The sequence below is a fragment of the Haemophilus sp. HMSC066A11 genome, from assembly GCF_001811665.1.
Classification (GTDB): Bacteria; Pseudomonadota; Gammaproteobacteria; order Enterobacterales; family Pasteurellaceae; genus Haemophilus; species Haemophilus influenzae.
Window position 1 is genome coordinate 278,406 of the sequence record NZ_KV805866.1, and the last position, 24,712, is coordinate 303,117.

26 protein-coding genes and 1 pseudogene are annotated in these 24,712 nt (G+C 38.6%); 9 read left to right on the forward strand and 18 right to left on the reverse strand.

Annotated features, from left to right (window positions below):
• Positions 1-25: 25 nt before the first annotated feature.
• From fis to menB, 12 genes are all read right to left on the reverse strand, one after another.
• Complete coding sequence (gene fis, locus HMPREF2813_RS04285) at positions 26-325, reverse strand: DNA-binding transcriptional regulator Fis (protein ID WP_005651583.1); 300 nt, start codon at positions 323-325, stop codon at positions 26-28.
• Positions 319-1,299: a tRNA dihydrouridine synthase DusB gene (gene dusB / locus HMPREF2813_RS04290; RefSeq protein ID WP_014550985.1), complete on the reverse strand. Its 981-nt coding sequence runs from the start codon at positions 1,297-1,299 to the stop codon at positions 319-321. The genes fis and dusB overlap by 7 nt, the downstream gene beginning before the upstream one ends.
• A gap of 146 nt (positions 1,300-1,445) precedes the next feature.
• Entirely contained in the window at positions 1,446-2,333 is an 888-nt protein-coding gene (gene prmA, locus HMPREF2813_RS04295) for a 50S ribosomal protein L11 methyltransferase (RefSeq protein ID WP_005647969.1), read from the reverse strand.
• A gap of 41 nt (positions 2,334-2,374) precedes the next feature.
• Positions 2,375-2,920, reverse strand: coding sequence for a protein adenylyltransferase Fic (fic, locus tag HMPREF2813_RS04300; protein WP_014550986.1), 546 nt, complete (start codon positions 2,918-2,920; stop codon positions 2,375-2,377).
• Between the two features lie 32 nt (positions 2,921-2,952).
• Entirely contained in the window at positions 2,953-3,825 is an 873-nt protein-coding gene (locus tag HMPREF2813_RS04305; protein WP_014550987.1) for a DMT family transporter, read from the reverse strand.
• 119 nt (positions 3,826-3,944) lie between these two features.
• The gene (gene panF, locus HMPREF2813_RS04310; RefSeq protein WP_014550988.1) at positions 3,945-5,399 is read right to left on the reverse strand and encodes a sodium/pantothenate symporter; all 1,455 of its coding nucleotides are present in this window, start codon (positions 5,397-5,399) and stop codon (positions 3,945-3,947) included.
• On the reverse strand, positions 5,396-5,653 hold the full coding sequence (locus HMPREF2813_RS04315) for a YhdT family protein (protein ID WP_005659242.1): 258 nt from the start codon (positions 5,651-5,653) through the stop codon (positions 5,396-5,398). The genes panF and HMPREF2813_RS04315 overlap by 4 nt, the downstream gene beginning before the upstream one ends.
• A gap of 204 nt (positions 5,654-5,857) precedes the next feature.
• Complete coding sequence (accC, locus tag HMPREF2813_RS04320) at positions 5,858-7,204, reverse strand: acetyl-CoA carboxylase biotin carboxylase subunit (RefSeq protein ID WP_014550989.1); 1,347 nt, start codon at positions 7,202-7,204, stop codon at positions 5,858-5,860.
• A 176-nt stretch (positions 7,205-7,380) separates the two neighbouring features.
• Positions 7,381-7,848: an acetyl-CoA carboxylase biotin carboxyl carrier protein gene (gene accB / locus HMPREF2813_RS04325; RefSeq protein WP_005669668.1), complete on the reverse strand. Its 468-nt coding sequence runs from the start codon at positions 7,846-7,848 to the stop codon at positions 7,381-7,383.
• A gap of 151 nt (positions 7,849-7,999) precedes the next feature.
• Entirely contained in the window at positions 8,000-8,449 is a 450-nt protein-coding gene (aroQ, locus tag HMPREF2813_RS04330; RefSeq protein ID WP_005664194.1) for a type II 3-dehydroquinate dehydratase, read from the reverse strand.
• A gap of 57 nt (positions 8,450-8,506) precedes the next feature.
• A complete protein-coding gene (gene menC, locus HMPREF2813_RS04335) occupies positions 8,507-9,496 on the reverse strand; it encodes an o-succinylbenzoate synthase (protein WP_014550990.1) in 990 nt (329 codons plus the stop codon).
• Between the two features lie 68 nt (positions 9,497-9,564).
• The gene (gene menB / locus HMPREF2813_RS04340; protein WP_005630980.1) at positions 9,565-10,422 is read right to left on the reverse strand and encodes a 1,4-dihydroxy-2-naphthoyl-CoA synthase; all 858 of its coding nucleotides are present in this window, start codon (positions 10,420-10,422) and stop codon (positions 9,565-9,567) included.
• Between the two features lie 145 nt (positions 10,423-10,567).
• Between menB and HMPREF2813_RS04350 the strand changes: the two genes are divergently transcribed.
• Positions 10,568-11,134: a DUF5358 domain-containing protein gene (locus HMPREF2813_RS04350; RefSeq protein ID WP_005659229.1), complete on the forward strand. Its 567-nt coding sequence runs from the start codon at positions 10,568-10,570 to the stop codon at positions 11,132-11,134.
• Positions 11,135-11,206: 72 nt separating this feature from the next.
• Here HMPREF2813_RS04350 and rpsT read toward each other — a convergent pair whose 3' ends face one another.
• Positions 11,207-11,470, reverse strand: coding sequence for a 30S ribosomal protein S20 (gene rpsT, locus HMPREF2813_RS04355; RefSeq protein WP_005651580.1), 264 nt, complete (start codon positions 11,468-11,470; stop codon positions 11,207-11,209).
• A gap of 266 nt (positions 11,471-11,736) precedes the next feature.
• Between rpsT and murJ the strand changes: the two genes are divergently transcribed.
• From murJ to rlmC, 7 genes and pseudogenes are all read left to right on the forward strand, one after another.
• Positions 11,737-13,311: a murein biosynthesis integral membrane protein MurJ gene (murJ, locus tag HMPREF2813_RS04360; RefSeq protein WP_048946788.1), complete on the forward strand. Its 1,575-nt coding sequence runs from the start codon at positions 11,737-11,739 to the stop codon at positions 13,309-13,311.
• 46 nt (positions 13,312-13,357) lie between these two features.
• Complete coding sequence (ribF, locus tag HMPREF2813_RS04365) at positions 13,358-14,284, forward strand: bifunctional riboflavin kinase/FAD synthetase (protein WP_005659222.1); 927 nt, start codon at positions 13,358-13,360, stop codon at positions 14,282-14,284.
• Between the two features lie 28 nt (positions 14,285-14,312).
• The gene (gene ileS, locus HMPREF2813_RS04370; protein WP_014550993.1) at positions 14,313-17,138 is read left to right on the forward strand and encodes an isoleucine--tRNA ligase; all 2,826 of its coding nucleotides are present in this window, start codon (positions 14,313-14,315) and stop codon (positions 17,136-17,138) included.
• Between the two features lie 117 nt (positions 17,139-17,255).
• Entirely contained in the window at positions 17,256-17,606 is a 351-nt protein-coding gene (hinT, locus tag HMPREF2813_RS04375; RefSeq protein ID WP_005627389.1) for a purine nucleoside phosphoramidase, read from the forward strand.
• Positions 17,606-17,956 carry a YcfL family putative periplasmic lipoprotein gene (locus tag HMPREF2813_RS04380; protein WP_014550994.1) on the forward strand — a complete coding sequence of 117 codons (351 nt, stop codon included), beginning with the start codon at positions 17,606-17,608 and terminating at the stop codon, positions 17,954-17,956. Before hinT ends, HMPREF2813_RS04380 begins: the two co-directional genes overlap by 1 nt.
• Before the next feature lie 3 nt (positions 17,957-17,959).
• Positions 17,960-19,014, forward strand: a pseudogene (nagZ, locus tag HMPREF2813_RS04385) (beta-N-acetylhexosaminidase).
• Positions 19,007-20,182, forward strand: coding sequence for a 23S rRNA (uracil(747)-C(5))-methyltransferase RlmC (gene rlmC, locus HMPREF2813_RS04390; protein WP_014550995.1), 1,176 nt, complete (start codon positions 19,007-19,009; stop codon positions 20,180-20,182). The pseudogene nagZ and the gene rlmC overlap by 8 nt, the downstream one beginning before the upstream one ends.
• A 364-nt stretch (positions 20,183-20,546) precedes the next feature.
• Here the strand turns inward: rlmC and crp are convergent, their stop codons facing one another.
• Genes crp through coaBC form a run of 5 tightly spaced genes read right to left on the reverse strand, consistent with a single transcriptional unit; the run spans position 20,547 to position 23,847 of the window.
• Positions 20,547-21,221 carry a cAMP-activated global transcriptional regulator CRP gene (crp, locus tag HMPREF2813_RS04395; RefSeq protein ID WP_005647998.1) on the reverse strand — a complete coding sequence of 225 codons (675 nt, stop codon included), beginning with the start codon at positions 21,219-21,221 and terminating at the stop codon, positions 20,547-20,549.
• Positions 21,206-21,457, reverse strand: coding sequence for a YheU family protein (locus tag HMPREF2813_RS04400; protein WP_005647999.1), 252 nt, complete (start codon positions 21,455-21,457; stop codon positions 21,206-21,208). Before HMPREF2813_RS04400 ends, crp begins: the two co-directional genes overlap by 16 nt.
• A gap of 21 nt (positions 21,458-21,478) precedes the next feature.
• Positions 21,479-22,138, reverse strand: a complete 660-nt coding sequence (slmA, locus tag HMPREF2813_RS04405) for a nucleoid occlusion factor SlmA (protein WP_014550996.1) — start codon at positions 22,136-22,138, stop codon at positions 21,479-21,481.
• A gap of 3 nt (positions 22,139-22,141) precedes the next feature.
• Positions 22,142-22,597, reverse strand: coding sequence for a dUTP diphosphatase (dut, locus tag HMPREF2813_RS04410; protein WP_014550997.1), 456 nt, complete (start codon positions 22,595-22,597; stop codon positions 22,142-22,144).
• A gap of 47 nt (positions 22,598-22,644) precedes the next feature.
• Complete coding sequence (gene coaBC / locus HMPREF2813_RS04415; protein WP_014550998.1) at positions 22,645-23,847, reverse strand: bifunctional phosphopantothenoylcysteine decarboxylase/phosphopantothenate--cysteine ligase CoaBC; 1,203 nt, start codon at positions 23,845-23,847, stop codon at positions 22,645-22,647.
• Between the two features lie 162 nt (positions 23,848-24,009).
• Here coaBC and radC point away from each other — a divergent pair, with 162 nt between their 5' ends.
• On the forward strand, positions 24,010-24,675 hold the full coding sequence (radC, locus tag HMPREF2813_RS04420) for a RadC family protein (protein WP_013527272.1): 666 nt from the start codon (positions 24,010-24,012) through the stop codon (positions 24,673-24,675).
• Positions 24,676-24,712: the final 37 nt, after the last annotated feature.

Here is a 24,712-nt window from a genome sequence, read left to right on the forward strand (position 1 = left end):
TTTTTGTTAATAAAAGAATATCGTCTTATCCCATACCGTATTTTTTTAATTTTTTACGTAATGTACCACGGTTGATACCAAGCATATTTGCTGCACGGGTTTGATTACCACGAGTATATTGCATAATCATATCTAACATAGGGTGTTCAACTTCCGCTAATACTAGCTCGTAAAGATCATTCACATCTTGACCATCTAATTGTGCTAAATAATTACGCAACGCTTGTTTGACTGAATCGCGTAATGGTTTGCTGGTCACTTGTGATTGCGCATTTAATACTGATACCGTTAAGGCATCGGCAGAATTACGTTGTTGTTCTAACATTTTTCTTTATCCAAAATTAAATTGAAAAAATCTTCCAATACAATCAGCTGCTCTTTAGGATCACTAATTGCATTAAAAGTCTGTTTAAAAACGGAATCAGGTTGAATTCCCTGTAAATACCAAGCTACGTGTTTACGCGCAATGCGATAGCCTTTTTGTTCGCCATAGAATTGATGTAATTCTTGAATATGACGCAAAATCTGACCACACTTTTCTTTTAAACTTGGCATTTGACTTATCGAGTTATGCTCAATTAGGTTTTCTACCGCTTGAAATAACCAAGGGTTACCTAAGGCAGCACGACCGATCATAATGGCATCCGCTCCAGTATAATCAAGAACGAATTTTGCTTTCCGAGCAGAATCAATATCGCCATTAGCTATAACTGGTATAGCAATCGCTTGTTTAACGGCTTTAATGTTATCGTACTCCGCTTCACCTTCAAAAAGACAAGCTCTTGTACGACCATGCACCGTTAATGCTTGTATGCCACATTGTTCTGCAATTTTGCCGATTTGAACGCAGTTTCGATTAGATTTATCCCAGCCTGTACGAATTTTTAAGGTCACTGGCACATTGACGGCGGACACTACTTCTCGCAAGATTTTTTCCACCAAATCTGGAAATTGCAACAACGCAGAGCCTGCGAGTTTGCGATTTACTTTTTTGGCAGGGCATCCCATATTAATGTCAATGATTTGAGCGCCATATTCCACGTTAATAGCAGCGGCTTGCGCCATCTCGAGTGGATCACTACCTGCAATTTGCACCGCATTGAGACCTAAATCTTCGCTATGTGCCAAACGCAATTTGGATTTTTCGGTATGCCAAACTTGCGGATTTGTGGACATCATTTCTGAAAATGTAAGCCCCGCACCATAATATGCACAAAGACGGCGGAAAGGCTGGTCGGTAATACCTGCCATTGGTGCAAGTAAAACACGATTTTTTAATTGGCATGAACCGATTCGCATTTTACGTTCCTTTCCTAGCAAGCCTAAATCTAATTTATATCGAACTGCTCGACAACCGACAAGGCTGGCTATAATACGCATTTTGCCTTGCTTTGCAAAGTGAAATTTGTTTAAAAAATACACTTTTTTTGATTGACAAAAAGAAATTAAAGCGTTTTTAGCTTACCCGTAATTCGGCACCATTCTTCTCTCGCCGCGACGGGTTCTAACGCAAATGTTTGCGTATAGGCATCGCATACCGATTGAGCTTGAGTTTCTAAAATGCCCGATAAACCAAGATCGCCATTCGGTTTAACAAGTTGGCTAATGATTGGGTAAAGTTCTTTGAGAGGGCCAGCAAGAATATTTGCCACCACCACGTCAGCTTTTAAATCAGAGGGTTTTTCATCAGATAAGAACAGCTGGAGGCGATCTGCCACGCCATTTTGCTCAGCATTATTGCGACTGGCCAGAATGGCTTGTGGATCGATGTCAATTCCCACCGCACTTTTCGCACCAAGTTTTAATGCTGCAATGGCTAAAATGCCTGAACCACAACCAAAATCGATGACGCTTTTATCTTTTAAATCAAGGCCATCTAGCCATTCTAAACATAGTGCGGTTGTAGGATGCGTGCCTGTACCAAATGCTAAACCTGGGTCAAGCATAACATTGACGGCATTTTCATCAGGCACATCACGCCAACTTGGACAAATCCATAAACGCTTACCAAATTGCATTGGGTGGAAGTTATCCATCCACTCACGCTCCCAGTCTTTATCTTCTATTTGTTCAATTTTGTATGCCGTATTGCTATCTAAGTGTTTTGCTTCTTTTAATAAGCGAACAATTTCTGCCATATCTGTTTCTGCATCAAATAGCGCAATAACATCGGTATTACCCCATAAACGCGTTTCGCCTGGCAAAGGCTCAAAAATCGGTGTATCTTGACTATCCATAAAAGTCACAGAAACGGAGCCGATTTCTTCTAAAAAATCGCTCATTTGTTCTGCTTTTTCATTGGTGCTGTTCAGGCGAATTTGAATCCAAGCCATTTGTTTTTTCCTTTCAAAATTTTGCGTATTTTTACCGCACTTTATTCTTTCTCGTAACCTTCGTAATAATAAGATTGCTCAATACCTTTAAAAATAATTTCTCGGTTATTTACATCATCCGTTAAATTCGCTTGTAATAAAAAACGAATTTCTAAATCGTTAATTGGGCTACGCTCCATTGCTTGTAAGTATTGAGTTTTATCCACATTTTGCCAATTGACAACTTTGCCTAAATTTTTCTTTAAAACTAAATCTAACCAAATGCGAGTTGAGCGACCATTACCTTCTAAAAAAGGATGCGCAATATTCATTTCTACATATTTATTAATAATATTTTCAAAAGTATCTTCTGGCATTTGCTCTATTTTTCCTAATGCTTCTTTTAAATAAAGTGCATTAGCAAAACGAAAATGACCTTTTGAAATATTTTGTTCACGAATTTTACCAGCAAATTCATAAAGACCATTAAATAGGTAATGATGAATTTGTTGCAGGCTTTTTGTTGAACCAATTTCAATTTGATGAATATCACCGCTTTCAAATAAACGGTAGGCATTTTCTAAACTTTGTTGATCAATTTTTTTCACAATAATGATAAATCCAAAATTTGGGGGGCATATTATACCGATTTTTTTAAAAGTTTCGGTAGTAAAGTCGAGCCAAGTGTGGCTAACATAATAATTGTTATGCCAAGTACGGCTGAAAATGATAACGTTTCGCCAAGTAATGATATGGCAAATAAGATGCCGAATAGTGGCTCAAGTGCGACTAAAATACCAGAGATATTGGCATCTACACTATTAAGGCCTTTATTCCATAACCAATAGGCAAGCCAGCTACAACCAATGGCAAGATATAATAAACCAGCAATACCTGTGGAATTTAATGATATTTGCCAGTTTTCTGTGAGTAATAGCGTAAATGGCAACGTTGTGATGGTGCCAAGTACAATGCTGACGGAGGTATAGGCTTGCGTTGAGACTTTGGCTACAACTCGCTGTGTCCAACGTAATACGGCAGCGAAGATGATCCCTGCGCTTAGCACTAATAAACAGCCGAATAAACTGATGTTATCAATGCCTTCATTATTTTTTCCGCCATTAATTAAAATTGCCACGCCAATAAATGCCATTGCACCGAATAGCCAGTGAAACCATTTTGCTTTGTCTTTAAAGAAGAAATGCCCGACAAATACAACGAGTAGCGGTTCTAGTCCAATCATGGTGACTGCACTGGAGGCGGATGTATATTTTAGTCCGATGAATTGCAATAAAAATACGGCGGTATAGTTAAAGAATGCCAACCACCAAAGCTGTTTACGCATTGGTTTATCAATTTTTTTCCAACGACGTAAAAAGAGTGGCATGACAATAATCATTGCAATAATTAACCGCACTTGCACAACAAGCACAGGATCCATCATCGAATAAGTGAGCTTACCGACGATTAATGAACTGCTCCAAATAAGTAGCGCAAGAATTTGATAGAGCATTGATGTATCCCTGTGAATTGTTCCAATTCTATGTTTTAGCGTAGAAATTGCTGAAAGTGAGAAAATTAAATATCACCTTCCTCTCATTTAGAAGAAGGTGACAGCATATTGATTAATACTTAAAGTGCGGTAACTTTTAATTGAGTTTTTTCAATACGACGTTCGCCCAATTTATTACCCACTAAAAAGGCAATTAATCCAAATGCTAATGATGGCACGATTTGATGGAAGTTAAATAATTTTATGCCAAGTTGAGTGAGCAAGATATAACTCCCCAAGCCGATAATCATTGAGCTTAACGCACCATAAGCATTTGCTTTATCCCAATAAATACCCAGTACAATTACCCATAAAAATGCGGCTTCCAGTCCGCCAAAGGCAAATAGGTTTAACCAAATAATCATATCTGGTGGATTGAGGGCGGCAAAGATTAAAAGTGCGGTCAAAATCAGCGTAATAATTGATGAAAAATAGCTCACTTTTTTCTCATTTTTTGCGGCCTCTGGTTTCGCAGAAAGGTATAAATCTTTTACAAAAATAGAAGAAGATTGAATAAGTTGTGCATCAATTGTGGACATAATTGCGGACATCGGTGCAGCTAAGAAAATCCCCGCAACAATAGGCGGCAATACTTTTATCATTAATGTTGGAATTACTTGATCTGATACCGTTAAATTTGGAATAACCGCTCTGCCAAGCGCACCAGCTAAGTGCATACCCAACATAATAATTGAAAGTACAATGGTTCCAATCAGCATACCGCGATGTAAGGCTTTACTGTCTTTAAATGCCATACATCGAACTGCGGTATGTGGAAGACCAACCACCCCGAAACAGACAAGTATCCAGAAAGAAGCCATAAATTGGAAATCTAACATTCCATTTGGCCCGTAAGGCGTGACTAAGTCAGGATCAATTTCAGTTAATTTATTAACCGCACTTTCTACACCACCGAGGGCATAAATCGTGCCAATAAGGAGGATTATAGTCCCAAAAATCATTACGGTACCTTGAATGGTATCCGTCAGTACGACGGCACGGAAGCCCCCGATAAAAGTATAGATACCTACCGTTAAAGCAAATAAGAGTAATGCTTGAGTATAAGAAATGCCGATGGTTGTTTCTAATAAACGCGCACCACCAATAAATTGCACGGTCATAGCCGCAAAAAATGCGAGAAGAAGAGCAAGGCTTGATAGCCAAACTAAATATTTGTTTTTATAGCGATAAAAGAAAAGATCATTAATAGTTAAAGCATTGGTTTCTCTTGATAATAGCGCGAATTTTTTACCTAATGCACCTAATGCAAGCCATACGACTGGCACTTGAATCATCGCAAGTAATACCCAACCTAATCCGTATTTATAAGCTGCGCCTGGCCCCCCGACAAAAGAACTTGCACTGGCATAAGTTGATGCAGTTGTCATTGCGAGCACAAAACCAGTCATCGAACGATTTCCCACATAATATTCTGTTAAAAAATCGCCTTTTGTACGTTTTACATAGGCAAAAATTGCCGCACCAAAAACAAAAGTGAGATAAATAATTAAAGGAAGAATAATACCTAGATTCATTTCTGACTCTCCTGATCGTTAATTTCAAGAGAAATATCCTGAAAAATAATTTTGATAATCCAATAACCAATCACGATGAATAAAATGGGTAAGTAAATACAGGAGAGTTCAAACCAGAGGGGAAAGCCGATAGGGCCTTGAGTTTCTTTAGGTAAATAAGCACATAAGCACCAACCTATCACATATAAAATAGATAAGCTCAATGCCCAACTGGCTTCTTTACCAGCTTGTTGATAACGTTGTTTTAATGTCATATTTTTTCCTTAAATTTTTATAAGTGAAAGTATATTTTTTGAATGGTATAAGAGGCGCATATATCCTACGCCCCTTATGTTTGCCAATCTTACAACTTTTTTGAATAATTCAAAACGTTTTGCTCGTTTTAGTTTTTATTATCATTAAATAAATATCGGAATATATAAAAAATGGCTAACCTTTGTTAGCCATTTAACGTTTAATTATTCATGCATACCTAATTTTTTCTCCAAATAGTGGATGTTTGTTCCACCTTTTTGGAAATTTTCATCTTCAAGAATTAATTCATGAAGTGGAATATTGGTTTTAATACCATCAATAATTGTTTCAGATAAGGCATTTTGCATACGACGGATTGCCACTTCACGTGTATCGCCGTAAGTGATAAGTTTTGCGATCATGGAGTCGTAATGTGGAGGCACAGTATAGCCGCCATAAACGTGAGAATCCCAACGAACGCCCAAACCGCCAGGCGAATGTAAGTGATTTACTTTGCCCGGAGATGGTAAGAATGTTTTTGGATCTTCTGCGTTAATGCGGCATTCTATTGCATGGCCTTTAACTTTAATGTCCTCTTGTTTAAAGGAAATTGGCAAGCCTGCCGCAATGCGCAATTGCTCTTTCACTAAATCTACACCTGTGATCATTTCTGTTACTGGGTGTTCTACTTGGATACGGGTATTCATTTCAATAAAGTAGAATTCGCCATTTTCATATAAGAATTCAAAGGTTCCCGCTCCGCGATAGCCAATTTCTACACAAGCATTTGCACAGCGAGAGCCGATATCGCGGCGAACTTCTTCTGTGATACCTGGAGCTGGTGCTTCTTCCACAACTTTTTGGTGACGACGCTGCATTGAGCAGTCACGTTCAGCCAAATAAACCGCATTTCCATGGGTATCTGCTAATACTTGAATTTCCACGTGACGTGGATTTTCTAAGTATTTTTCCATATAAACCATATCATTATTGAATGCCGCTTTCGCTTCTGCTTTGGTCATCGCAATAGATTCTTCTAATGCGTCTTCGCTACGAACAACACGCATTCCTCGGCCACCGCCGCCGCCTGACGCTTTGATGATGATTGGATAACCAATACGTTTGGCGATTTCTTTATTTTTAGCAATATCATTACCTACAGGGCCATCCGAACCCGGTACACAAGGCACGCCTGCTTTTTTCATTGCTTTAATAGCTGAAACTTTATCGCCCATTAAACGAATGACATCTGCAGTTGGGCCGATGAAAGTGAAACCTGAACGTTCAACTTGTTCAGCAAAGTCAGCGTTTTCAGATAAGAAACCGTATCCTGGATGAATTGCATCCGCACCTGTTACTTCGGCGGCAGCAATGATAGCTGGAATATTTAAATAACTTTTTGCGGAAGGTGCTGGGCCGATACAAACGGTTTCATCAGCGAGTAAAACGTGTTTTAAATCACGATCGGCAGTGGAGTGAACTGCCACAGTTTTAATACCTAATTCTTTACAAGCACGTAAAATGCGTAGTGCAATTTCACCGCGGTTAGCAATCACAACTTTTTCTAACATAAAAGAGTCCGTTTAGTCAGATAGACGTGAATTTTTATGTAGGCTCTTGAAATATTGTTCTCCCTATAAAATTTGGCGTGAACAGATTTCAATTTATATCGCCTACGATAAATTCGCTCTAATTGTTTGTATATGAAATAGGCGGACTAAAGTCCGCCCGACAAAAATATTGGAAATTATTCAATAACGATTAATGGTTCGTCAAATTCAACGGCGTTACCGTCGTTGATAAGAATTGCTTTTACTACGCCAGCTTTGTCCGCTTCAATGCGGTTCATCATTTTCATTGCTTCAACGATACAAAGCGCATCGCCAACTTTCACTGATTGCCCCACTTCAACGAATGCTTTTGCTTCTGGGCTTGGGCTGCGATAGAAGGTTCCCACCATTGGAGAACGTACAAGATGGCCTGATAATTCATCCGATGCGGCTGGTGCGGATGTCGCAGCTGCTGGAACTTGAGCTGGTGCAGCGGCAGGAGTCGGTGCTACTACTGGTGCTGCAGCATATTGAACGGCTGCTGGAGCAATTACTGGCGCAGCACGGCTAATACGTACTGTACCCTCTTCTTCTTGCACTTCTAATTCAGTAATGCCCGATTCTTCTACTAATTCGATTAATTTTTTGATTTTACGAATGTCCATACGTTCTTCCTAAAAAGATTGAAATTTTAACCGCACTTTTAAAGGAAAAAGTGCGGTTATGAATAAACTTACTTTTGTGTTGCAAAGATTACCTTAATTTTTTCAAATTTGCGATAAAATTCTGTGAATTTCGCCAAAAATGCTCGATTTTCTATTTTTTAGCAAGGTAATCCATAGCAAATAAAAAGGCAAACTCGTAACCTTTCGCACCCAAACCGCAAATAACGCCTTCAGCCACATCGCTAAAATAAGAATGATGACGAAATGGTTCACGTTTATGCACGTTAGATAAATGAATCTCTACAAAAGGAATTGAAACAGCTAAAAGTGCATCGCGCAATGCTACACTGGTATGGGTGTAAGCCGCAGGATTAATTAAAATAAAATCGACTTGTTGAAAACTTTCGTGGATCTTATTAATTAATTTTTCTTCACTATTGGCTTGAAAACATTCCACTTTTACATTGTGTTGAGTGGCTAATGTTTGTATTTTCGCTTCAATAGATACAAGCGAAATACTGCCATAATGTTTTGGCTCGCGAGCCCCTAACATATTTAAGTTCGGGCCATTTAACAGCAAAATTCTGTGTGTTTGCGACATTTTTAATCCTTTTTGTGTGGTGCATTATACTGGTTTTTTCGATTTTTGGTGGTCGAATCAGATAATTTTAGTGATAAATTCAGATTCTAAATCAACAATAGGTAAATCAGAACTAGGCCAAGCGCGTAGCACTTGATATTCCATCAAATCTAAAGTATCTAAGCCTGGAGTCACATTCGGGGTGTATTGTTGTGCAATTCTCGCGAGCTGAGAGAGCCCTAAACTGCTTTCGATACTTGAACTTATAACCGCTTTTAGGCCTAACGAATGGGCTTGGTTAATGAGCTCAGCACAACGTTGAATTGAACCAATTAAAGTGGGTTTGATGACGACAGCCGATAAGTGCGGTTCTTTTTCTAGACAAAAATTAGGCTCTCGCACGGATTCATCCCATGCAATTACAATATCGGTTTGAGCTGCAAATTCACGGCTGAGTTCTTGTGTTTTACAAGGTTCTTCTAAAAATTGAATACGTTTTCTATGTTGCAGTTTGACTTGAGCGGCAAACTGTAACGCTTTTTCTAACGACCAATGGCGGTTTGCATCAAGCCGTAATTGTAAATCAGGAATGGCTTCTAAAAACATATCGGCAATTAATCCATCGCGATTGGCTTCGTATATGCCCACTTTCATCTTTGCTACTTTTTCGCCTTTCATGCTCGCAAGTTTGGCGTACAGCTCATCTGGATCGCCATAACAAAGTGGTGCTGTATGATAATTGCCTTCAGCTTGTAAATAACCTTTCATTTCATCCATTGCGCAACTGATACCAAAAGCAACGGAGGGATAGGTGCCATCTAATGGTACGCGAGGTGCATCACAGCTTGCATTGCACCATGTCGTTAGCCATTCAATTGCTTGTTCTTGAGCTTGGTCTAAGGTTTCTTCGCTAAAACCAGGTAGCGGAGCGATTTCTCCCCAGCCATCTCGGGTGCAACTCACTCTTACGATTAAGCCTTCACGGCGTTTTAAAAAACGATCACGCAGAATAAGTTGGCTATCAACGGGGATAGAATAACGGTAAAGATTAAATGATTTTTCAGCCATGCTTGCTCTCAATACAAAAGTGCGGTCAAAATTCACGAAGATTTTTAACCGCACTTTAGAACGATAAATTAAGGGTTACGTCTGAATTTGCTGAAGTCTGGGGCGCGTTTTTCGTTAAACGCATTGCGGCCTTCTTGACCTTCTTCAGTCATGTAGAACAACATTGTTGCGTTACCCGCTAATTCTTGAAGACCTGCTTGGCCATCACAATCCGCATTTAATGCCGCTTTCAAACAACGGATTGCGATTGGGCTATTGCGTAACATTTCACGACACCAACGCACGGTTTCTTTTTCAAGATCAGCGTAAGGCACAACAGTATTGACTAAGCCCATATCTAATGCTTCTTGTGCATTATATTGACGGCATAAGAACCAAATTTCACGTGCTTTTTTCTGACCCACTAAACGAGCCATATAGCTTGCACCCCAACCGCCATCGAATGAACCAACTTTTGGCCCAGTTTGACCGAAAATGGCATTTTCAGCAGCAATCGTTAAGTCGCAAAGCATATGTAATACATGGCCGCCACCAATTGCATAACCAGCCACCATTGCTACAACTGGTTTTGGACAAGAACGAATATCGCGTTGGAAATCTAATACATTTAAGTGATGTACGCCGCTGTCATCTTTGTAACCGCCGTAATCGCCACGCACTTTTTGGTCACCACCAGAACAGAATGCTTTTTCGCCTTCGCCAGTTAATACAATGACACCAATGTTTTCATCAAAACGTGCATCAGAAAATGCAGTGATCATTTCTTTCACTGTTTGTGGGCGGAACGCATTACGAACTTCTGGGCGGTTAATGGTAATTTTTGCAATGCCATCAGTGGATTTATGATAGCGAATATCGCTATAGCCTTCACTGTGATCGACCCATTCAACAGGCGCATATAACACATCATCTTTTGGATTTTGCATAAGAATTCCTTTTAATTAACGTAAAAAAGTGCGGTCATTATAGCGGAAGTTTTTCAGATCAGGAAAACTAAATTCATTTGCTGCTTTATCTGTTGTGAAGATATTGCTAGAATTTTGTGCATTCTCACTTTTATAAGGATCAAATGTGAAATTAATTGCAACCTTAGGTATGGCAGCATTGCTGTCTAGCTGTTCAATGTTTGATAGTCAACAATCCGCAATTCCAGCGGAATTTGCTGGGGCTGATTACCAACTTTCCGATCAACATGCAAAACAATGGGCGATTGCAAGTAAGCAAGTAGAACAATGCGTTTACCCAAATTTAACTCGAATTTTGCAACAGCATTTTTCAAAAGAAGATAGCTATATTCACTCACAATATGTCTTTTTCTATCCGTTGGAAAAAATTATTGGCGAACAATATGTGAAGATTATCCAAGCCGATGAAAAATCAATGAATTATGCAAGCTATCAGTTTAAAAAATTCCGTACCAAAGTGAGCAATGTTGAATCTTTAACTAAACAGTCTTGTTTGAAGTTGCGTAACGAAGCGCGCGATGATTTGGCTGTCGTGAAAGGTCAATATAAAAATGGTATGGTGGAAGTGCAAAAAAATGAAGATGGCACACCAAAAAATTCTGATGGCATTGCAACCAATCAAAATAAATTCTTCTTTGATATTATCAAATGGGGATCGATGTTGTTACTTTAGTCTAACATTCGATGCAATAAAAAACCGCACTTTAAAGTGCGGTTTTATTTTTTCATTCTTTCTAGCTAAAAATTACGCTAATTTTTTGATTTGTGCAGCTAATTTAGATTTGTGGTTTGCTGCTTTGTTAGCGTGGATTAAGCCTTTAGAAGCCATACGGTCTACAACTTTTTGCATTTCAACGAATGCTGCTTCAGCTGCTGATTTTTCGCCTGCTGCTACTTGAGCATATACTTTTTTGATATAAGTACGCATCATAGAGCGTTGGCTTGCGTTGTGTTGGCGACGTTTTTCAGATTGAACCGCGCGTTTTTTTGCTGACTTGATATTAGCCAAGGTCAAACTCCTAAAATTTCTGTTGATTGATAGACAAAATAAAGGGCGTCAATATGCCGATTTTTTATACTTTTGTCAATGGAAAATTTGTGTTGATTTCGGTGAGACACAACCGAAAGTAAGTATCGTTATTTTTACAAGCTCTTTCAACATGGGCTCACACAAACGATGTGCGGCGGATTTTATCAGTTTTTTTTCACGGAATATAGCGTAAAAACAAAATTTCTATACAATTAGGCAAAAATTTTAGGCTTGAGAAGAATATTTTGAGTAAACGACTTTTAAAATCTAGCATTGTTGTTAGTTCTATGACGTTATTATCAAGAGTGTTAGGTCTTGTACGCGATGTAGTTATCGCTCATCTCATTGGGGCTGGCGCTGCGGCGGATGTTTTTTTATTTGCTAATCGTATCCCAAATTTTCTTCGTCGTTTATTTGCTGAGGGGGCTTTTTCACAGGCTTTTGTCCCTGTTCTCGCAGAATATCAAAAATCTGGCGATATGAATAAAACCCGTGAATTTATTGGAAAAGTTTCTGGTACCCTTGGGGGATTGGTGAGTATTGTTACGATCCTTGCGATGATTGGTTCACCTGTCGTTGCCGCTTTATTTGGGATGGGCTGGTTTACCGATTGGATGAATGATGGCCCTGACGCACATAAATTTGAACAAGCCTCTCTTCTTCTTAAAATAACTTTTCCTTATTTATGGTTTGTTACTTTTGTGGCATTTTCTGGCGCTGTGCTTAACACGATTGGAAAATTCGGCGTGATGTCCTTTTCACCCGTGTTATTAAATATAGCGATGATTGCCACCGCACTTTTCCTTGCACCACAAATGGATAACCCAGATCTTGCACTGGCTATCGGGATTTTTCTTGGCGGATTATTACAGTTCTTATTCCAAATTCCATTTATGAAACAAGCCGGTTTACTGGTGAAACCCAAATGGGCTTGGCGGGATGAAGGCGTAACCAAAATTCGTAAATTAATGATCCCTGCGTTATTTGGTGTATCGGTAAGTCAAATTAATCTTTTGCTGGATACAGTGATTGCGAGCTTCTTAATGACGGGCTCTATTAGCTGGTTGTATTATTCCGACCGCTTACTGGAATTTCCTCTCGGTTTATTTGGCATTGCGATTTCTACCGTAATTTTACCAACGCTTGCTCGCCACCACGTTAATCGTGAAGGCGATTCAGCAAAAAGTGCGGTTGATTTTCATAATACAATGGATTGGGGCGTGCGAATGATTTTATTACTTGGCGTTCCAGCCGCCATTGGTATTGCTGTATTGGCTCAACCGATGTTACTTACGCTCTTTATGCGTGGAAATTTCATGCTAAATGATGTTTATGCCGCCTCTTATTCTTTATGGGCGTTTAATGCGGGTTTGCTTAGCTTTATGTTGATTAAAATCCTCGCCAATGGCTATTACGCTCGCCAAGATACCAAAACCCCAGTAAAAATCGGCATTATTGCCATGGTGAGTAATATGGGCTTTAACCTATTGGCAATTCCTTTCAGTTATGTGGGTTTAGCCATTGCTTCAGCGATGTCCGCAACTCTTAATGCCTATTTGCTCTATCGCGGCTTAGCCAAAGCGGATGTCTACCATTTTTCACGTAAAAGTGCGGTCTTTTTTGTCAAAGTTTTATTGGCAGCAATTGCAATGGGTGCGGCAGTTTGGTATTACGTGCCTAAAATCAACCAATGGGCAAAAATGGATTTCTTTATGCGTGTTTATTGGCTTGTTTGGTTGATTGTCTTAGCCGCAATAGTTTATGGTGCAACGTTGATTTTATTAGGCGTTCGCAAGCACCATTTGCTGACAAAAAACTAACTTCTCGCTATAATGCCGAAATTCTCTTATTTTCATGGATAAGGACATGCAATTAATTCGTGGGCTTCATAATGCAAATCGTGTTTTACAAGGTTGTGCGCTAACGATCGGCAACTTTGATGGTGTGCATTTAGGGCATCAAGCAGTCCTCCGCCATTTACGCCAAAAAGCTGACGAATTAAATTTACCCATGGCGGTATTGTTATTTGAATCTCAGCCGCGTGAATATTTTATGGGGGAAAATGCACCTGCACGTTTAATGCGTTTGCGTGACAAAATTTATTATCTCGAAAAGGCTAAGGTCGATGTCGTAATTGTGGCGAAATTTGACCGCACTTTTGCCGAGCAACCAGCCGATGTTTTTATTGAACAAACGCTTGTTAATCATCTACATGTGAAATTTTTAAGTATTGGCGATGATTTCAAATTCGGCTCAAAACGCCAAGGCAATTTTGCCATGTTGCAAGCAGCTAGTAAGCGTTTTGGTTTTATTGTTGAAGATAACCGTAGCTTTTGTCTAGATGAACAGAGAATTAGTAGCACGGCAATTCGCGAAGCGTTAGCGAATGATGACTTACAACTTGCAGAAAATTTACTCGGTAAACCTTATCGTATTTTCGGGCGTGTGATTCATGGGAATAAATTAGGCAGAACAATAGGATTTCCAACGGCAAATATTCGTTTGCATAGACAAGTAAATCCAATCAAAGGCGTTTATGCCGTAAAAGTGCGGTTAAAATCGGGGGAGATTTTTAACGGCGTGGCAAACATGGGAAAACGTCCAACTATAAATGGATTAATGCAATTATTAGAAGTCCATTTATTTGATTTTTCTCAGAATATTTATGGCCAAATGGTGGAAGTGGAATTCTGCCACAAGATTAGAAACGAGATTAAATTCCCGTCTTTTGATGATTTGAAAGTGCAAATTGAGAAAGATGTAGAAACTGCGAAAGCGTTTTTTAACAGTTAATTTTAAAATGTAAAAATTGGAAAATAAAATGACAGTCGATTACAAAAACACTCTTAACCTACCGGAAACCAGCTTTCCAATGCGCGGTGATTTAGCTAAGCGCGAACCTGATATGTTGAAAAATTGGTACGAGAAAAATCTTTACCAAAAAATTCGTAAAGCGAGTAAGGGCAAAAAATCTTTTATTCTGCACGATGGCCCTCCGTATGCGAATGGTAACATTCATATTGGTCACGCTGTAAACAAGATTCTGAAAGATATTATTATTAAATCCAAAACGGCGTTAGGTTTTGATTCGCCTTATATCCCGGGTTGGGACTGCCACGGCTTGCCAATTGAATTAAAAGTAGAAGGTTTAGTGGGCAAACCAAACGAGAAAATTTCTGCGGCTGAATTTCGTCAAAAATGTCGTGAATATGCCTCGGAACAAGTAGAAGGTCAGAAAAAAGACTTTATCCGTTTAGGTGTGTTGGGCGATTGGGATAATCCATATCTCACGATGAATTTCGATACCGAAGCGAATATTATCCGCACTTTAGGTAAAGTGATTGAAAATGGTCATTTGTATAAAGGCTCAAAACCAGTTCACTGGTGTTTGGATTGCGGTTCTTCTTTAGCAGAAGCAGAAGTGGAATATGAAGACAAAGTTTCTCCGTCAATTTACGTTCGTTTCCCTGTGGAAAGTGCGGATGAAATTGAAGCTAAATTTTCTGCACAAGGTAGAGGACAAGGTAAATTATCAGCCATCATTTGGACTACCACACCTTGGACGATGCCGTCTAACCGTGCGATTGCAGTGAATGCAGACTTAGAATACAACTTAGTCCAACTTGGCGATGAGCGTGTAATTTTAGCCGCTGAATTAGTTGAGTCCGTAGCGAAAGCCGTGGGCGTAGAACAAGTTAAAATTTTAGGTTCAGTAAAAGGTGCTGATCTTGAATTAAGCCGTTTCCATCATCCATTCTATGATTTTACTGTACCAGTGATTTTAGGCGATCACGTAACCACTGATGGCGGTACGGGTTTAGTACATACCGCACCTGATCACGGTTTAGACGACTTTATCGTGGGTAAACAATATGATTTACCAATGGCGGGTCTTGTATCGAATGATGGTAAATTTATTTCAACGACCGAATTCTTTGCAGGCAAAGGCGTATTTGAAGCAAATCCACTTGTGATAGAAAAATTACAAGAAGTAGGTAACTTATTAAAAGTTGAAAAAATCAAACACAGCTATCCACACTGCTGGCGTCACAAAACGCCAATTATTTTCCGTGCAACACCGCAATGGTTTATCGGCATGGAAACGCAAGGTTTACGCCAACAAGCATTAGGCGAAATCAAACAAGTTCGCTGGATTCCAGATTGGGGTCAAGCACGTATCGAGAAAATGGTTGAAAACCGCCCAGACTGGTGTATTTCACGCCAACGTACTTGGGGTGTGCCGATGACCTTGTTCGTGCATAAAGAAACCGAAGAACTTCATCTGCGTACCTTAGAGCTACTTGAAGAAGTGGCGAAACGTGTAGAAAGAGCGGGTATTCAAGCGTGGTGGGATTTAGACGAAAAAGAATTATTAGGTGCGGATGCAGAAACCTATCGCAAAGTGCCAGATACCCTTGATGTATGGTTTGACTCAGGATCGACTTATTCTTCTGTGGTAGCAAATCGCCCAGAATTTAATGGTCAAAATATTGATATGTATTTGGAAGGTTCCGACCAACACCGTGGTTGGTTTATGTCTTCTTTAATGCTTTCTACGGCAACAGATAGCAAAGCACCATACAAGCAAGTATTAACTCACGGTTTCACTGTGGATGGACAAGGTCGTAAGATGTCAAAATCTATCGGTAACATCGTGACACCACAAGAAGTCATGGATAAATTCGGTGGCGACATTTTACGTTTATGGGTTGCTTCAACAGACTATACGGGTGAGATGACCGTTTCTGATGAGATTTTAAAACGTGCAGCGGATAGCTATCGTCGTATTCGTAACACCGCACGTTTCTTATTAGCAAACTTAAATGGTTTTGATCCAAAGCGTGATTTAGTCAAACCAGAAGAAATGATTAGCCTAGATCGTTGGGCGGTAGCTTGTGCATTAGATGCACAAAATGAAATTAAAGATGCATACGATAACTATCAATTCCACACTGTGGTACAACGTTTAATGCGTTTCTGCTCGGTAGAAATGGGGTCATTCTATTTAGATATTATCAAAGACCGTCAATATACAACCAAAGCAGATAGCCTTGCGCGTCGTAGTTGCCAAACTGCGTTATGGCATATTGCTGAAGCATTAGTTCGTTGGATGGCACCGATCTTATCTTTCACTGCCGATGAAATTTGGCAACACTTGCCACAAACTGAAAGTGCTCGTGCGGAATTCGTATTTACTGAAGAATTCTATCAAGGCTTATTTGGTTTAGGCGAGGATGAAAAATTAGATGATGCTTACTGGCAACAACTGATTAAAGTTCGTTCAGAAGTAAACCGTGTATTAGAAATTTCTCGTAACAATAAAGAAATAGGCGGCGGTTTAGAAGCAGAAGTGACCGTTTATGCTAATGACGAATATCGTGCATTGTTAGCACAATTAGGTAATGAATTACGTTTCGTATTAATTACCTCAAAAGTATATGTGAAATCTTTAGCGGAAAAACCTGCTGATTTAGCGGACAGCGAATTAGAGGGTATTGCAGTAAGCGTAACACGTTCTAACGCAGAAAAATGCCCTCGTTGCTGGCATTATTCTGACAAAATTGGGGTAAGCCCAGAACATCCAACACTTTGTGCACGTTGTGTAGAAAATGTAGTGGGCAATGGAGAAGTTCGACACTTTGCATAATTAAATTCATTGTAAAACAAAAAGTGCGATTGATTTGCTCTGTCCTTAAAAGTTAGACTAAATAAGCAACAATTATGGAGAGATTAATTCGCCGCACTTTTTTGTAGGGAGCAAACAATGGCAGAAGAAACAATTTTTAGTAAAATTATCCGTAAAGAAATTCCTGCAAATATCGTCTATCAAGATGAATTAGTCACAGCGTTTCGTGATATTTCACCACAAGCTAAAACACATATTTTGATCATTCCAAATAAAGTAATCCCAACAGTGAATGATGTGACGGAGCAAGATGAAGTAGCGCTAGGTCGATTATTTAGCGTAGCGGCTAAGCTCGCTAAAGAAGAAGGTGTTGCGGAAGATGGTTACCGCCTAATTGTGAATTGTAATAAACATGGTGGGCAAGAAGTATTCCATTTACATATGCATTTAGTTGGTGGAGAACCTTTAGGTAGAATGTTAGCGAAATAATGAAAAAATATTTTCTAATTTTAGCGAGCCTTGTGCTCGCTGCTTGTTCAAGTTCAGAACAAAACTTAACTTATTCAACAAAGCCGATTTTGAATATTACGTCGTCTCTTTCGCCTTTGATTCAAGTTGAAACGACTCAAAAATCAGCGATTATAAAAAATAAAAGTCAGCAACTTTTGAATATAAGTTACCATTTGTATTGGTACGATCATTTAGGGGTAACCCAAATTTGGGAAAATCAGCAAGAAAGCTATTCCGCTCAATTTTTGCTAAAACCACAAGAGCAAAAATCAATTGATTTAACTAAACCTACTGTAGAAAGTAAAAATTATCGCCTTTATTTAAAATAATTTATGAGCTCGTTGTTAATTGATTTAAACGGAAAAGAGTTGGAACAAGAGGAAGTTGAGTTACTTTCTCACCCTCTTGTTGCAGGATTAATTTTATTTACTCGAAATTTTGAAAACAGAGAACAAATTCAAGAATTAATTCGTTCTGTTCGCCAACGAGTGAAAAAGCCTTTATTAATTACGGTGGATCAAGAAGGTGGACGAGTTCAACGTTTCCGTGATGGATTTACAATGTTGCCTTCAATGCAGGCTTTTCAAGAAACACTGTCAGCAACTGAACAAGTGAGTTTTGCTAAAGAAGCAGGTTGGCAAATGGCAGCAGAAATGATTGCCTTGGATATTGACTTGAGTTTTGCTCCTGTGTTGGATTTGGGGCATGAATGTCGAGCGATTGGTGATCGCAGTTTTTCATCTGATGTAAAAAGTGCGGTAAATTTAGCCACCGCTTTTATTGATGGTATGCATCAAGCAGGTATGGCATCTACAGGTAAACATTTTCCTGGTCATGGTCATGTATTAGCCGATTCTCATTTAGAAACGCCTTATGATGATCGTGCAAAAGACGAAATTTTTAGTTTCGATCTCCAACCTTTCCAACAGTTAATTTCACAAAATAAACTCGATGCGATTATGCCTGCTCACGTGATTTATTCGCAATGTGATAGTCAGCCTGCAAGTGGTTCAAAATATTGGTTGAAAGAAATTTTACGCAAGAAATTAAATTTCCAAGGTACAATTTTTCCGATGATCTAGGAATGAAAGGCGCGGGAGTAATGGGGAATTTTGTAGAGCGTAGTAAAAAAGCACTCAATGCAGGTTGCGATCTTTTATTACTGTGTAATGAACGTGAAGGTGTCATTCAAGTATTAGATAATCTAAAACTTACTGAAAATGAACCGCACTTTATGGCTCGTCAAGCTCGCTTAAAAAATTTATTTAAGCGTAGCGTAATCGAATGGAATGACTTGGTTTTAGATCAACGTTGGAAACTGAATCATCGAAATCTCGCAGATATTCAAAGCCGTTGGCTAGATATTCAGGCCGCAAAAAATGATTGATTGTCGATACTATCAACAAAATGAATGTCGTTCTTGTCAATGGCTTGAAATACCTTATAGTCAGCAGCTAACTGAAAAACAATATCATTTAAAGCAGCAACTGATTTCTATTAATTACGATGAAGCTCAATGGGTAGCTCCTTTTCAATCTAATGAACAAGGATTTCGTAATAAAGCTAAAATGGTTGTTAGTGGTAGTGTTGAACGCCCAATACTTGGCATTTTAAAAAATAATGATCCACAAAGTGCGATTGATTTGTGTGATTGTCCTCTTTATCCTACACATTTTTCAGCAATTTTTTCAATTCTCAAAGATTTTATTGGTCGCGCAGGTTTAGTACCTTATAACATTGCTAAACAAAAAGGCGAGCTTAAATATATTTTGCTGACAGAAAGTATCGCGACGGAAAAATTGATGTTGCGTTTTGTGTTACGTACAGAAAATAAATTGCCATTAATTCGTCGAGAATTGCCAAAATTATTGGAAAAATTACCGCACTTAGAAGTGATTAGTATTAATTTACAACCACAGCACGCGGCTATTTTAGAGGGCGAACAAGAAATTTTTCTGACAGAACAACAATTTTTGCCTGAAAATTTTAACGGTATTCCACTCTTTATTCGTCCACAAGGCTTCTTTCAAACTAACCCTAAAGTGGCTGCAGGTTTATATGCAACCGCTCAACAATGGGTGGCTGAATTCCCTATTTATAACCTGTGGGATTTATTTTGTGGCGTAGGGGGATTTGGCTTACATTGTGCTAAAGCGTTGCAGGAAAAATGGGGAAAACCCATTAAATTAACAGGAATTGAAATTTCTTCCTCTGCTATTTTGGCAGCCAGTAATTCTGCGAAAATATTAGATTTAGAACATGTAAATTTCCAATCTCTAGATGCAGCAAGCGTGATTGAAAATAAAAATGAAAATAAGCCAGATCTTGTGATTGTAAATCCGCCGCGTCGTGGAATTGGAAAGGAATTAAGTGAATTTCTCAACCAAATTCAACCGCACTTTATCTTGTATTCCAGCTGTAATGCCATGACAATGGGTAAAGATTTACAGCATCTAACTTGTTATAAACCATTGAAAATTCAACTTTTTGATATGTTTCCGCAAACATCTCACTATGAAGTATTAGTTTTACTAGAAAGAAAAAAGATTAATTAAGGTAAGCTAGAAAAGGCTAGAGAATTTGAAAGAAGGGTGGTGGAACTAAGCAGAATTGGTCTTAACAGCAAGTGGCTTACTGCACGCATCCCTGCGGGATTTCTACCCAGCCCACCATAGATTAAAAAATGCATCTCGGTGTTCTAGCTTTTGCAGCATAAAACTATGCAATAAGGTTTAAACCTTTAAAGCCACTATATCAGGAGACCAATCCTGTCTTCCTACAATATCCGCAAGAAGTGGAGCAATGATAAAATCCTTTATATTAATTGTCAATTAATGTTTTGAATATTATTTCCAATTAAACAAAAACCACCCAAATTAATTTCGGATGGTTTTATTTTGAATAAATTATGATGAAAAATTATCTTGCGCCATATACAACGATTGTTTTTCCATGAGCGTGGATAAGATTCTGATCCTCCAACATCTTAATAATGCGCCCCACAGTTTCTCGTGAACAACCCACCATTTGCCCTATTTCTTGGCGTGTAATTTTGATTTGCATACCATCAGGATGCGTCATTGCTTCAGGCTGTTTAGCTAAGTTCATTAAAGTTTGAGCGATGCGACCTGCGACGTCTAAAAATGCCAAATTCGTGACTTGACGTGATGTATTTTGCAAACGTCTTGCCAATTGTGCAGTAAGAAACATTAAGATTTCAGGGTTTGCCTGAATCAACTGGCGATATTTCTTATAGGAAATTTCAGCAATTTCACATGTTGTTTTTGTTTTTACCCAAGCTGATCGTTTTGAACCTTCATCAAATAATCCCGCTTCGCCAAAAAATTGTCCTGCACCTAAGTAAGTGAGGATCATCTCTTTGCCTTCATCATCTTTTGAAGATACCATTACAGAACCTTTAATTACATAATACAGCGTGGTCGCATCTTCCCCAGCATGAATTAAAGTTGATTTTGCAGGATATTTATGCAAATGGCAGTGAGTAAGAAACCAATCTAAAACGGGATCTCGTTGAGTTGCTTCTTCTTGAGAGGAGGTTACAACTTCATCAATTTCGGTTAATTCATTTGACATTCTTGCTCCTTACATTCCTGTTTCAAAAATTCCGTTTTATTTTTGATGTCAATGGATTCATGTAATTCAGACCATACAATCAACGCAATTCCATTGCGAATTTGAGTCAGTAAAAGTTGTTTTTTCTGGTTGAGTGAAAGTTCTTCTATACCGTAATCGGTTCCTTCGCGTAAAATCACGCTTTCTACGATATTATCTAATGTTTCTGCTTCTAATTCTTGCCAAGGAATAATCATATATTTACTCGGTAAAGTCAATTAGGCAAAAAGTGGCTCGATAAAACGCCATTGTTGTTCAAAAGACTGACTTGAATTCAGACGGAAATTTGTACGAACATAGCGCATAAATTGTCCTTCGCAGAGTGTCACTAAATGTGAGGCAATTATACGTTCATCCACGTTGAAAGCACGCCCTTCACGTAATTTACGCATTTGCAAAATATTGACAAACTGCATCTCAAGACGATCGAAAAATTGTGCCACACGTGCTTGTAATTGCGCTTCTTCAAACATTAACGCGTGACCTGTTAGAACACGTGTTAAGCCGGGATTTTTTCGGGCAAAATCCAAAATTGTTTGTAAAATGTCGTGAATGCGATTCATTGTTTGAGTTTCGTTACGCATTGACGCTGTAATTCGGCTCAGCAAAGTACTTTCAATATGTTCAATTAGTGCTTCAAACATTTTTGTTTTGCTTGGAAAGTAACGATATAAAGCAGCTTCCGACACACCAACTTCTTTTGCTAGACGAGCGGTTGTCATTCTTTCCATTCCACGTTCAGAATGAAGCATATGTATCAATACTGTAAGCACTTGCTGACGACGTTCTTTTACCGTTCTTTTTTCAATTTTCGGTGTTTCAATTTTAGGCGCAATTTCTTCTTCTACGCCTGATAAAGATAATTGTTCTTCTACCATAAATTATTGTTTACCTGAATGACCGAAACCGTCTTCTCCACGTTCGGTTTGTTGAAAATCTTCTACAATATTAAATTCAGCTTGTACTACTGGCACAAAAACAAGTTGAGCAATACGATCGCCGACTTCAATTTTGAATGGTTCATTTCCACGGTTCCACATTGATACCATTAATGGCCCTTGATAATCGGAGTCAATTAATCCCACAAGGTTTCCTAACACAATGCCGTGTTTATGGCCAAGACCTGAGCGAGGCAAAATCACGGCAGCTAAATTGGGATCCGCAATATAAATTGATAGCCCTGTCGGAATTAATTTGGTTTCGCCTGGTTGAATTTCAAAGCTTTCATCGATCAACGCACGTAAATCAAGACCAGCTGAACCTTCAGTTGCATAAGTTGGCAAAGGAAATTCATTGCCAATGCGAGAATCTAAAATTTTTACGTCAATTTTTTTCATTTAATACTCCGTTTGAAATTCATTTTTAGGTAAAAGTGCGGTTGGAATTATAAGGTTTTTTGATAGCGTTCGATGATTTCATTGACTAAATCAGCGGCAAGTTCTACTTTTGATTTTAGCGATAATTTTTTATGATCATTTTTCCAAAAAAGCTGCAAGGCATTTTCATCAGCGTTAAAAACTTGTCCGCCAGATACATCGTTGGCACAAATCATATCAAGATTTTTGCGTTCAAGTTTATCTTTTGCATAATCATCAATATTTTGGGTTTCGGCTGCAAATCCAACAGTAAAAGGACGATGTGTTTTTAAATGTCCTACATCTGAGATAATATCGGGATTTTTAATTAATTTGATAGATATTTCATCGCCAGATTTTTTGATTTTTTGCTCTGCAACTTCAGCTACTCTGTAATCAGCGACAGCCGCACAACCAATAAAAATTTGATTTTTCACCGCACTTTCAAGAGAGGCTTGCCACATTTCTTGTGCTGAGATGGCATTAATTCGATTTACATTTTTTGGTGTTGTTAAATTCACGGGGCCTGCAATCAGCGTGACGTGCGCCCCTCGTTTGGCAAATGCTTCAGCAATCGCAAACCCCATTTTCCCAGAACTATGGTTAGAAATATAACGAACGGGATCGATTGCTTCACGCGTTGGGCCTGCTGTAATGGCGACATTTAATCCTTGTAGATCTTGTTTTTGAGAGAAAAAGTCAGAAAGTGCGGTAAAAATTTCCTCTGGTTCTGACATACGCCCTTTCCCCATATCGCCGCAAGCTTGAAAACCACTATTGGGGCCGATAAGCTCAATCCCACGTGTTTGAAGAGTCGTTAAATTTTGTTGAGTAATGGATTGGTGATACATCTGCTGATTCATTGCTGGCGCAAGAAAAATTGGCGCATCAGTTGCAAGACAAATTGTTGAAAGTAAATCATTCGCCATGCCTACAGTAAGACGGGCAATAAAGTCTGCACTAGCTGGCGCAATAATAATGGCATCAGCCCATTTGGCAAGTTCAATATGCCCCATTGCCAGCTCTGCTTGTGGATCAAGTAAAGATTGCGATACAGCATTGCCAGAAATGGCTTGAAGTGTCAAAGGAGTAACAAATTCTGCTGCAGCTGGGGTTAATACTACACGTACTTCAGCTTCTGCTTTGCGTAATAAACGAATCAACTCTATTGTTTTATAGGCTGCAATGCCGCCCGTAATACCGACGACAACACGTTTTCCGTTTAAATTCATTTTCTTCCCTTGTTAGTACTTAACCACAATTTCGTTATTTTACTTTAATTTTATTGAATGCCCAACGCTATTTTTACGATATGCATCGCAGATTTTGAATCACTTGCTCGTCAAACCTAAAAAGTGCGGTCAAAATCTTTCTTATTTTTCTTTTATAAATATATGGAAAACAATGATGAATTAATGCCACGAGAAAAATTGCTGGCATTCGGAGCAAAAGCATTAAGTGATTATGAACTACTTGCGATTTTTTTACGTACTGGTATCAAAGGTTGTCCTGTTATGTCACTTTCTAAAAATGTATTAACGCATTTTGGCTCCTTGCACGCTTTACTTTCCGCAGATAAAAAAGCTTTCTGTTCTGTAAAAGGCTTAGGTATTACGCAATTTATTCAACTGCAAGCGATTACGGAAATGACCAAGCGTTATTTAAAGCAAGATATGTTAAGTACGCCGATTATTAATGATCCTGAAACGGTAAAACTTTTTTTACTCACTGAATTGCAACACGAGGAAAGAGAAGTATTTATGGTTTTATTTTTAGATAATCAACATCGTTTGATTAAAAAAGAGCGGTTATTTTTAGGTACAATTAATGTATCAGCGGTTTATCCGCGAGAAATTATTAAAGAAGCACTCTATTGTAATGCGGCAGCTTTAATTTTGGCACATAATCATCCTTCAGGTATAACGGAGCCGAGTTATTCGGATCAGCTTATTACTAAAAAAATTCAAGATGCGGCTGAACTAATGGAAATTCGCGTGCTTGATCATTTAATTGTAGGGAAAAGCGATTGTTATTCTTTCGCGGAGAATTGTTTATTATAAATTTTTATAATATTGACCATTTTTTTACCGATTACAT

Coding starts and splice junctions, on each gene's coding strand:
- fis (WP_005651583.1), bottom strand. CDS start 325: ATGTTAGAACAACAACGTAATTCTGCCGATGCCTTAACGGTATCAGTA.
- dusB (WP_014550985.1), bottom strand. CDS start 1,299: ATGCGAATCGGTTCATGCCAATTAAAAAATCGTGTTTTACTTGCACCA.
- prmA (WP_005647969.1), bottom strand. CDS start 2,333: ATGGCTTGGATTCAAATTCGCCTGAACAGCACCAATGAAAAAGCAGAA.
- HMPREF2813_RS04305 (WP_014550987.1), bottom strand. CDS start 3,825: ATGCTCTATCAAATTCTTGCGCTACTTATTTGGAGCAGTTCATTAATC.
- panF (WP_014550988.1), bottom strand. CDS start 5,399: ATGAATCTAGGTATTATTCTTCCTTTAATTATTTATCTCACTTTTGTT.
- HMPREF2813_RS04315 (WP_005659242.1), bottom strand. CDS start 5,653: ATGACATTAAAACAACGTTATCAACAAGCTGGTAAAGAAGCCAGTTGG.
- accC (WP_014550989.1), bottom strand. CDS start 7,204: ATGTTAGAAAAAGTTGTGATTGCTAACCGCGGTGAAATTGCACTACGC.
- accB (WP_005669668.1), bottom strand. CDS start 7,848: ATGGACATTCGTAAAATCAAAAAATTAATCGAATTAGTAGAAGAATCG.
- aroQ (WP_005664194.1), bottom strand. CDS start 8,449: ATGTCGCAAACACACAGAATTTTGCTGTTAAATGGCCCGAACTTAAAT.
- menC (WP_014550990.1), bottom strand. CDS start 9,496: ATGGCTGAAAAATCATTTAATCTTTACCGTTATTCTATCCCCGTTGAT.
- menB (WP_005630980.1), bottom strand. CDS start 10,422: ATGCAAAATCCAAAAGATGATGTGTTATATGCGCCTGTTGAATGGGTC.
- ribF (WP_005659222.1), top strand. CDS start 13,358: ATGCAATTAATTCGTGGGCTTCATAATGCAAATCGTGTTTTACAAGGT.
- ileS (WP_014550993.1), top strand. CDS start 14,313: ATGACAGTCGATTACAAAAACACTCTTAACCTACCGGAAACCAGCTTT.
- hinT (WP_005627389.1), top strand. CDS start 17,256: ATGGCAGAAGAAACAATTTTTAGTAAAATTATCCGTAAAGAAATTCCT.
- HMPREF2813_RS04380 (WP_014550994.1), top strand. CDS start 17,606: ATGAAAAAATATTTTCTAATTTTAGCGAGCCTTGTGCTCGCTGCTTGT.
- rlmC (WP_014550995.1), top strand. CDS start 19,007: ATGATTGATTGTCGATACTATCAACAAAATGAATGTCGTTCTTGTCAA.
- crp (WP_005647998.1), bottom strand. CDS start 21,221: ATGTCAAATGAATTAACCGAAATTGATGAAGTTGTAACCTCCTCTCAA.
- HMPREF2813_RS04400 (WP_005647999.1), bottom strand. CDS start 21,457: ATGATTATTCCTTGGCAAGAATTAGAAGCAGAAACATTAGATAATATC.
- slmA (WP_014550996.1), bottom strand. CDS start 22,138: ATGGTAGAAGAACAATTATCTTTATCAGGCGTAGAAGAAGAAATTGCG.
- dut (WP_014550997.1), bottom strand. CDS start 22,597: ATGAAAAAAATTGACGTAAAAATTTTAGATTCTCGCATTGGCAATGAA.
- coaBC (WP_014550998.1), bottom strand. CDS start 23,847: ATGAATTTAAACGGAAAACGTGTTGTCGTCGGTATTACGGGCGGCATT.
- radC (WP_013527272.1), top strand. CDS start 24,010: ATGGAAAACAATGATGAATTAATGCCACGAGAAAAATTGCTGGCATTC.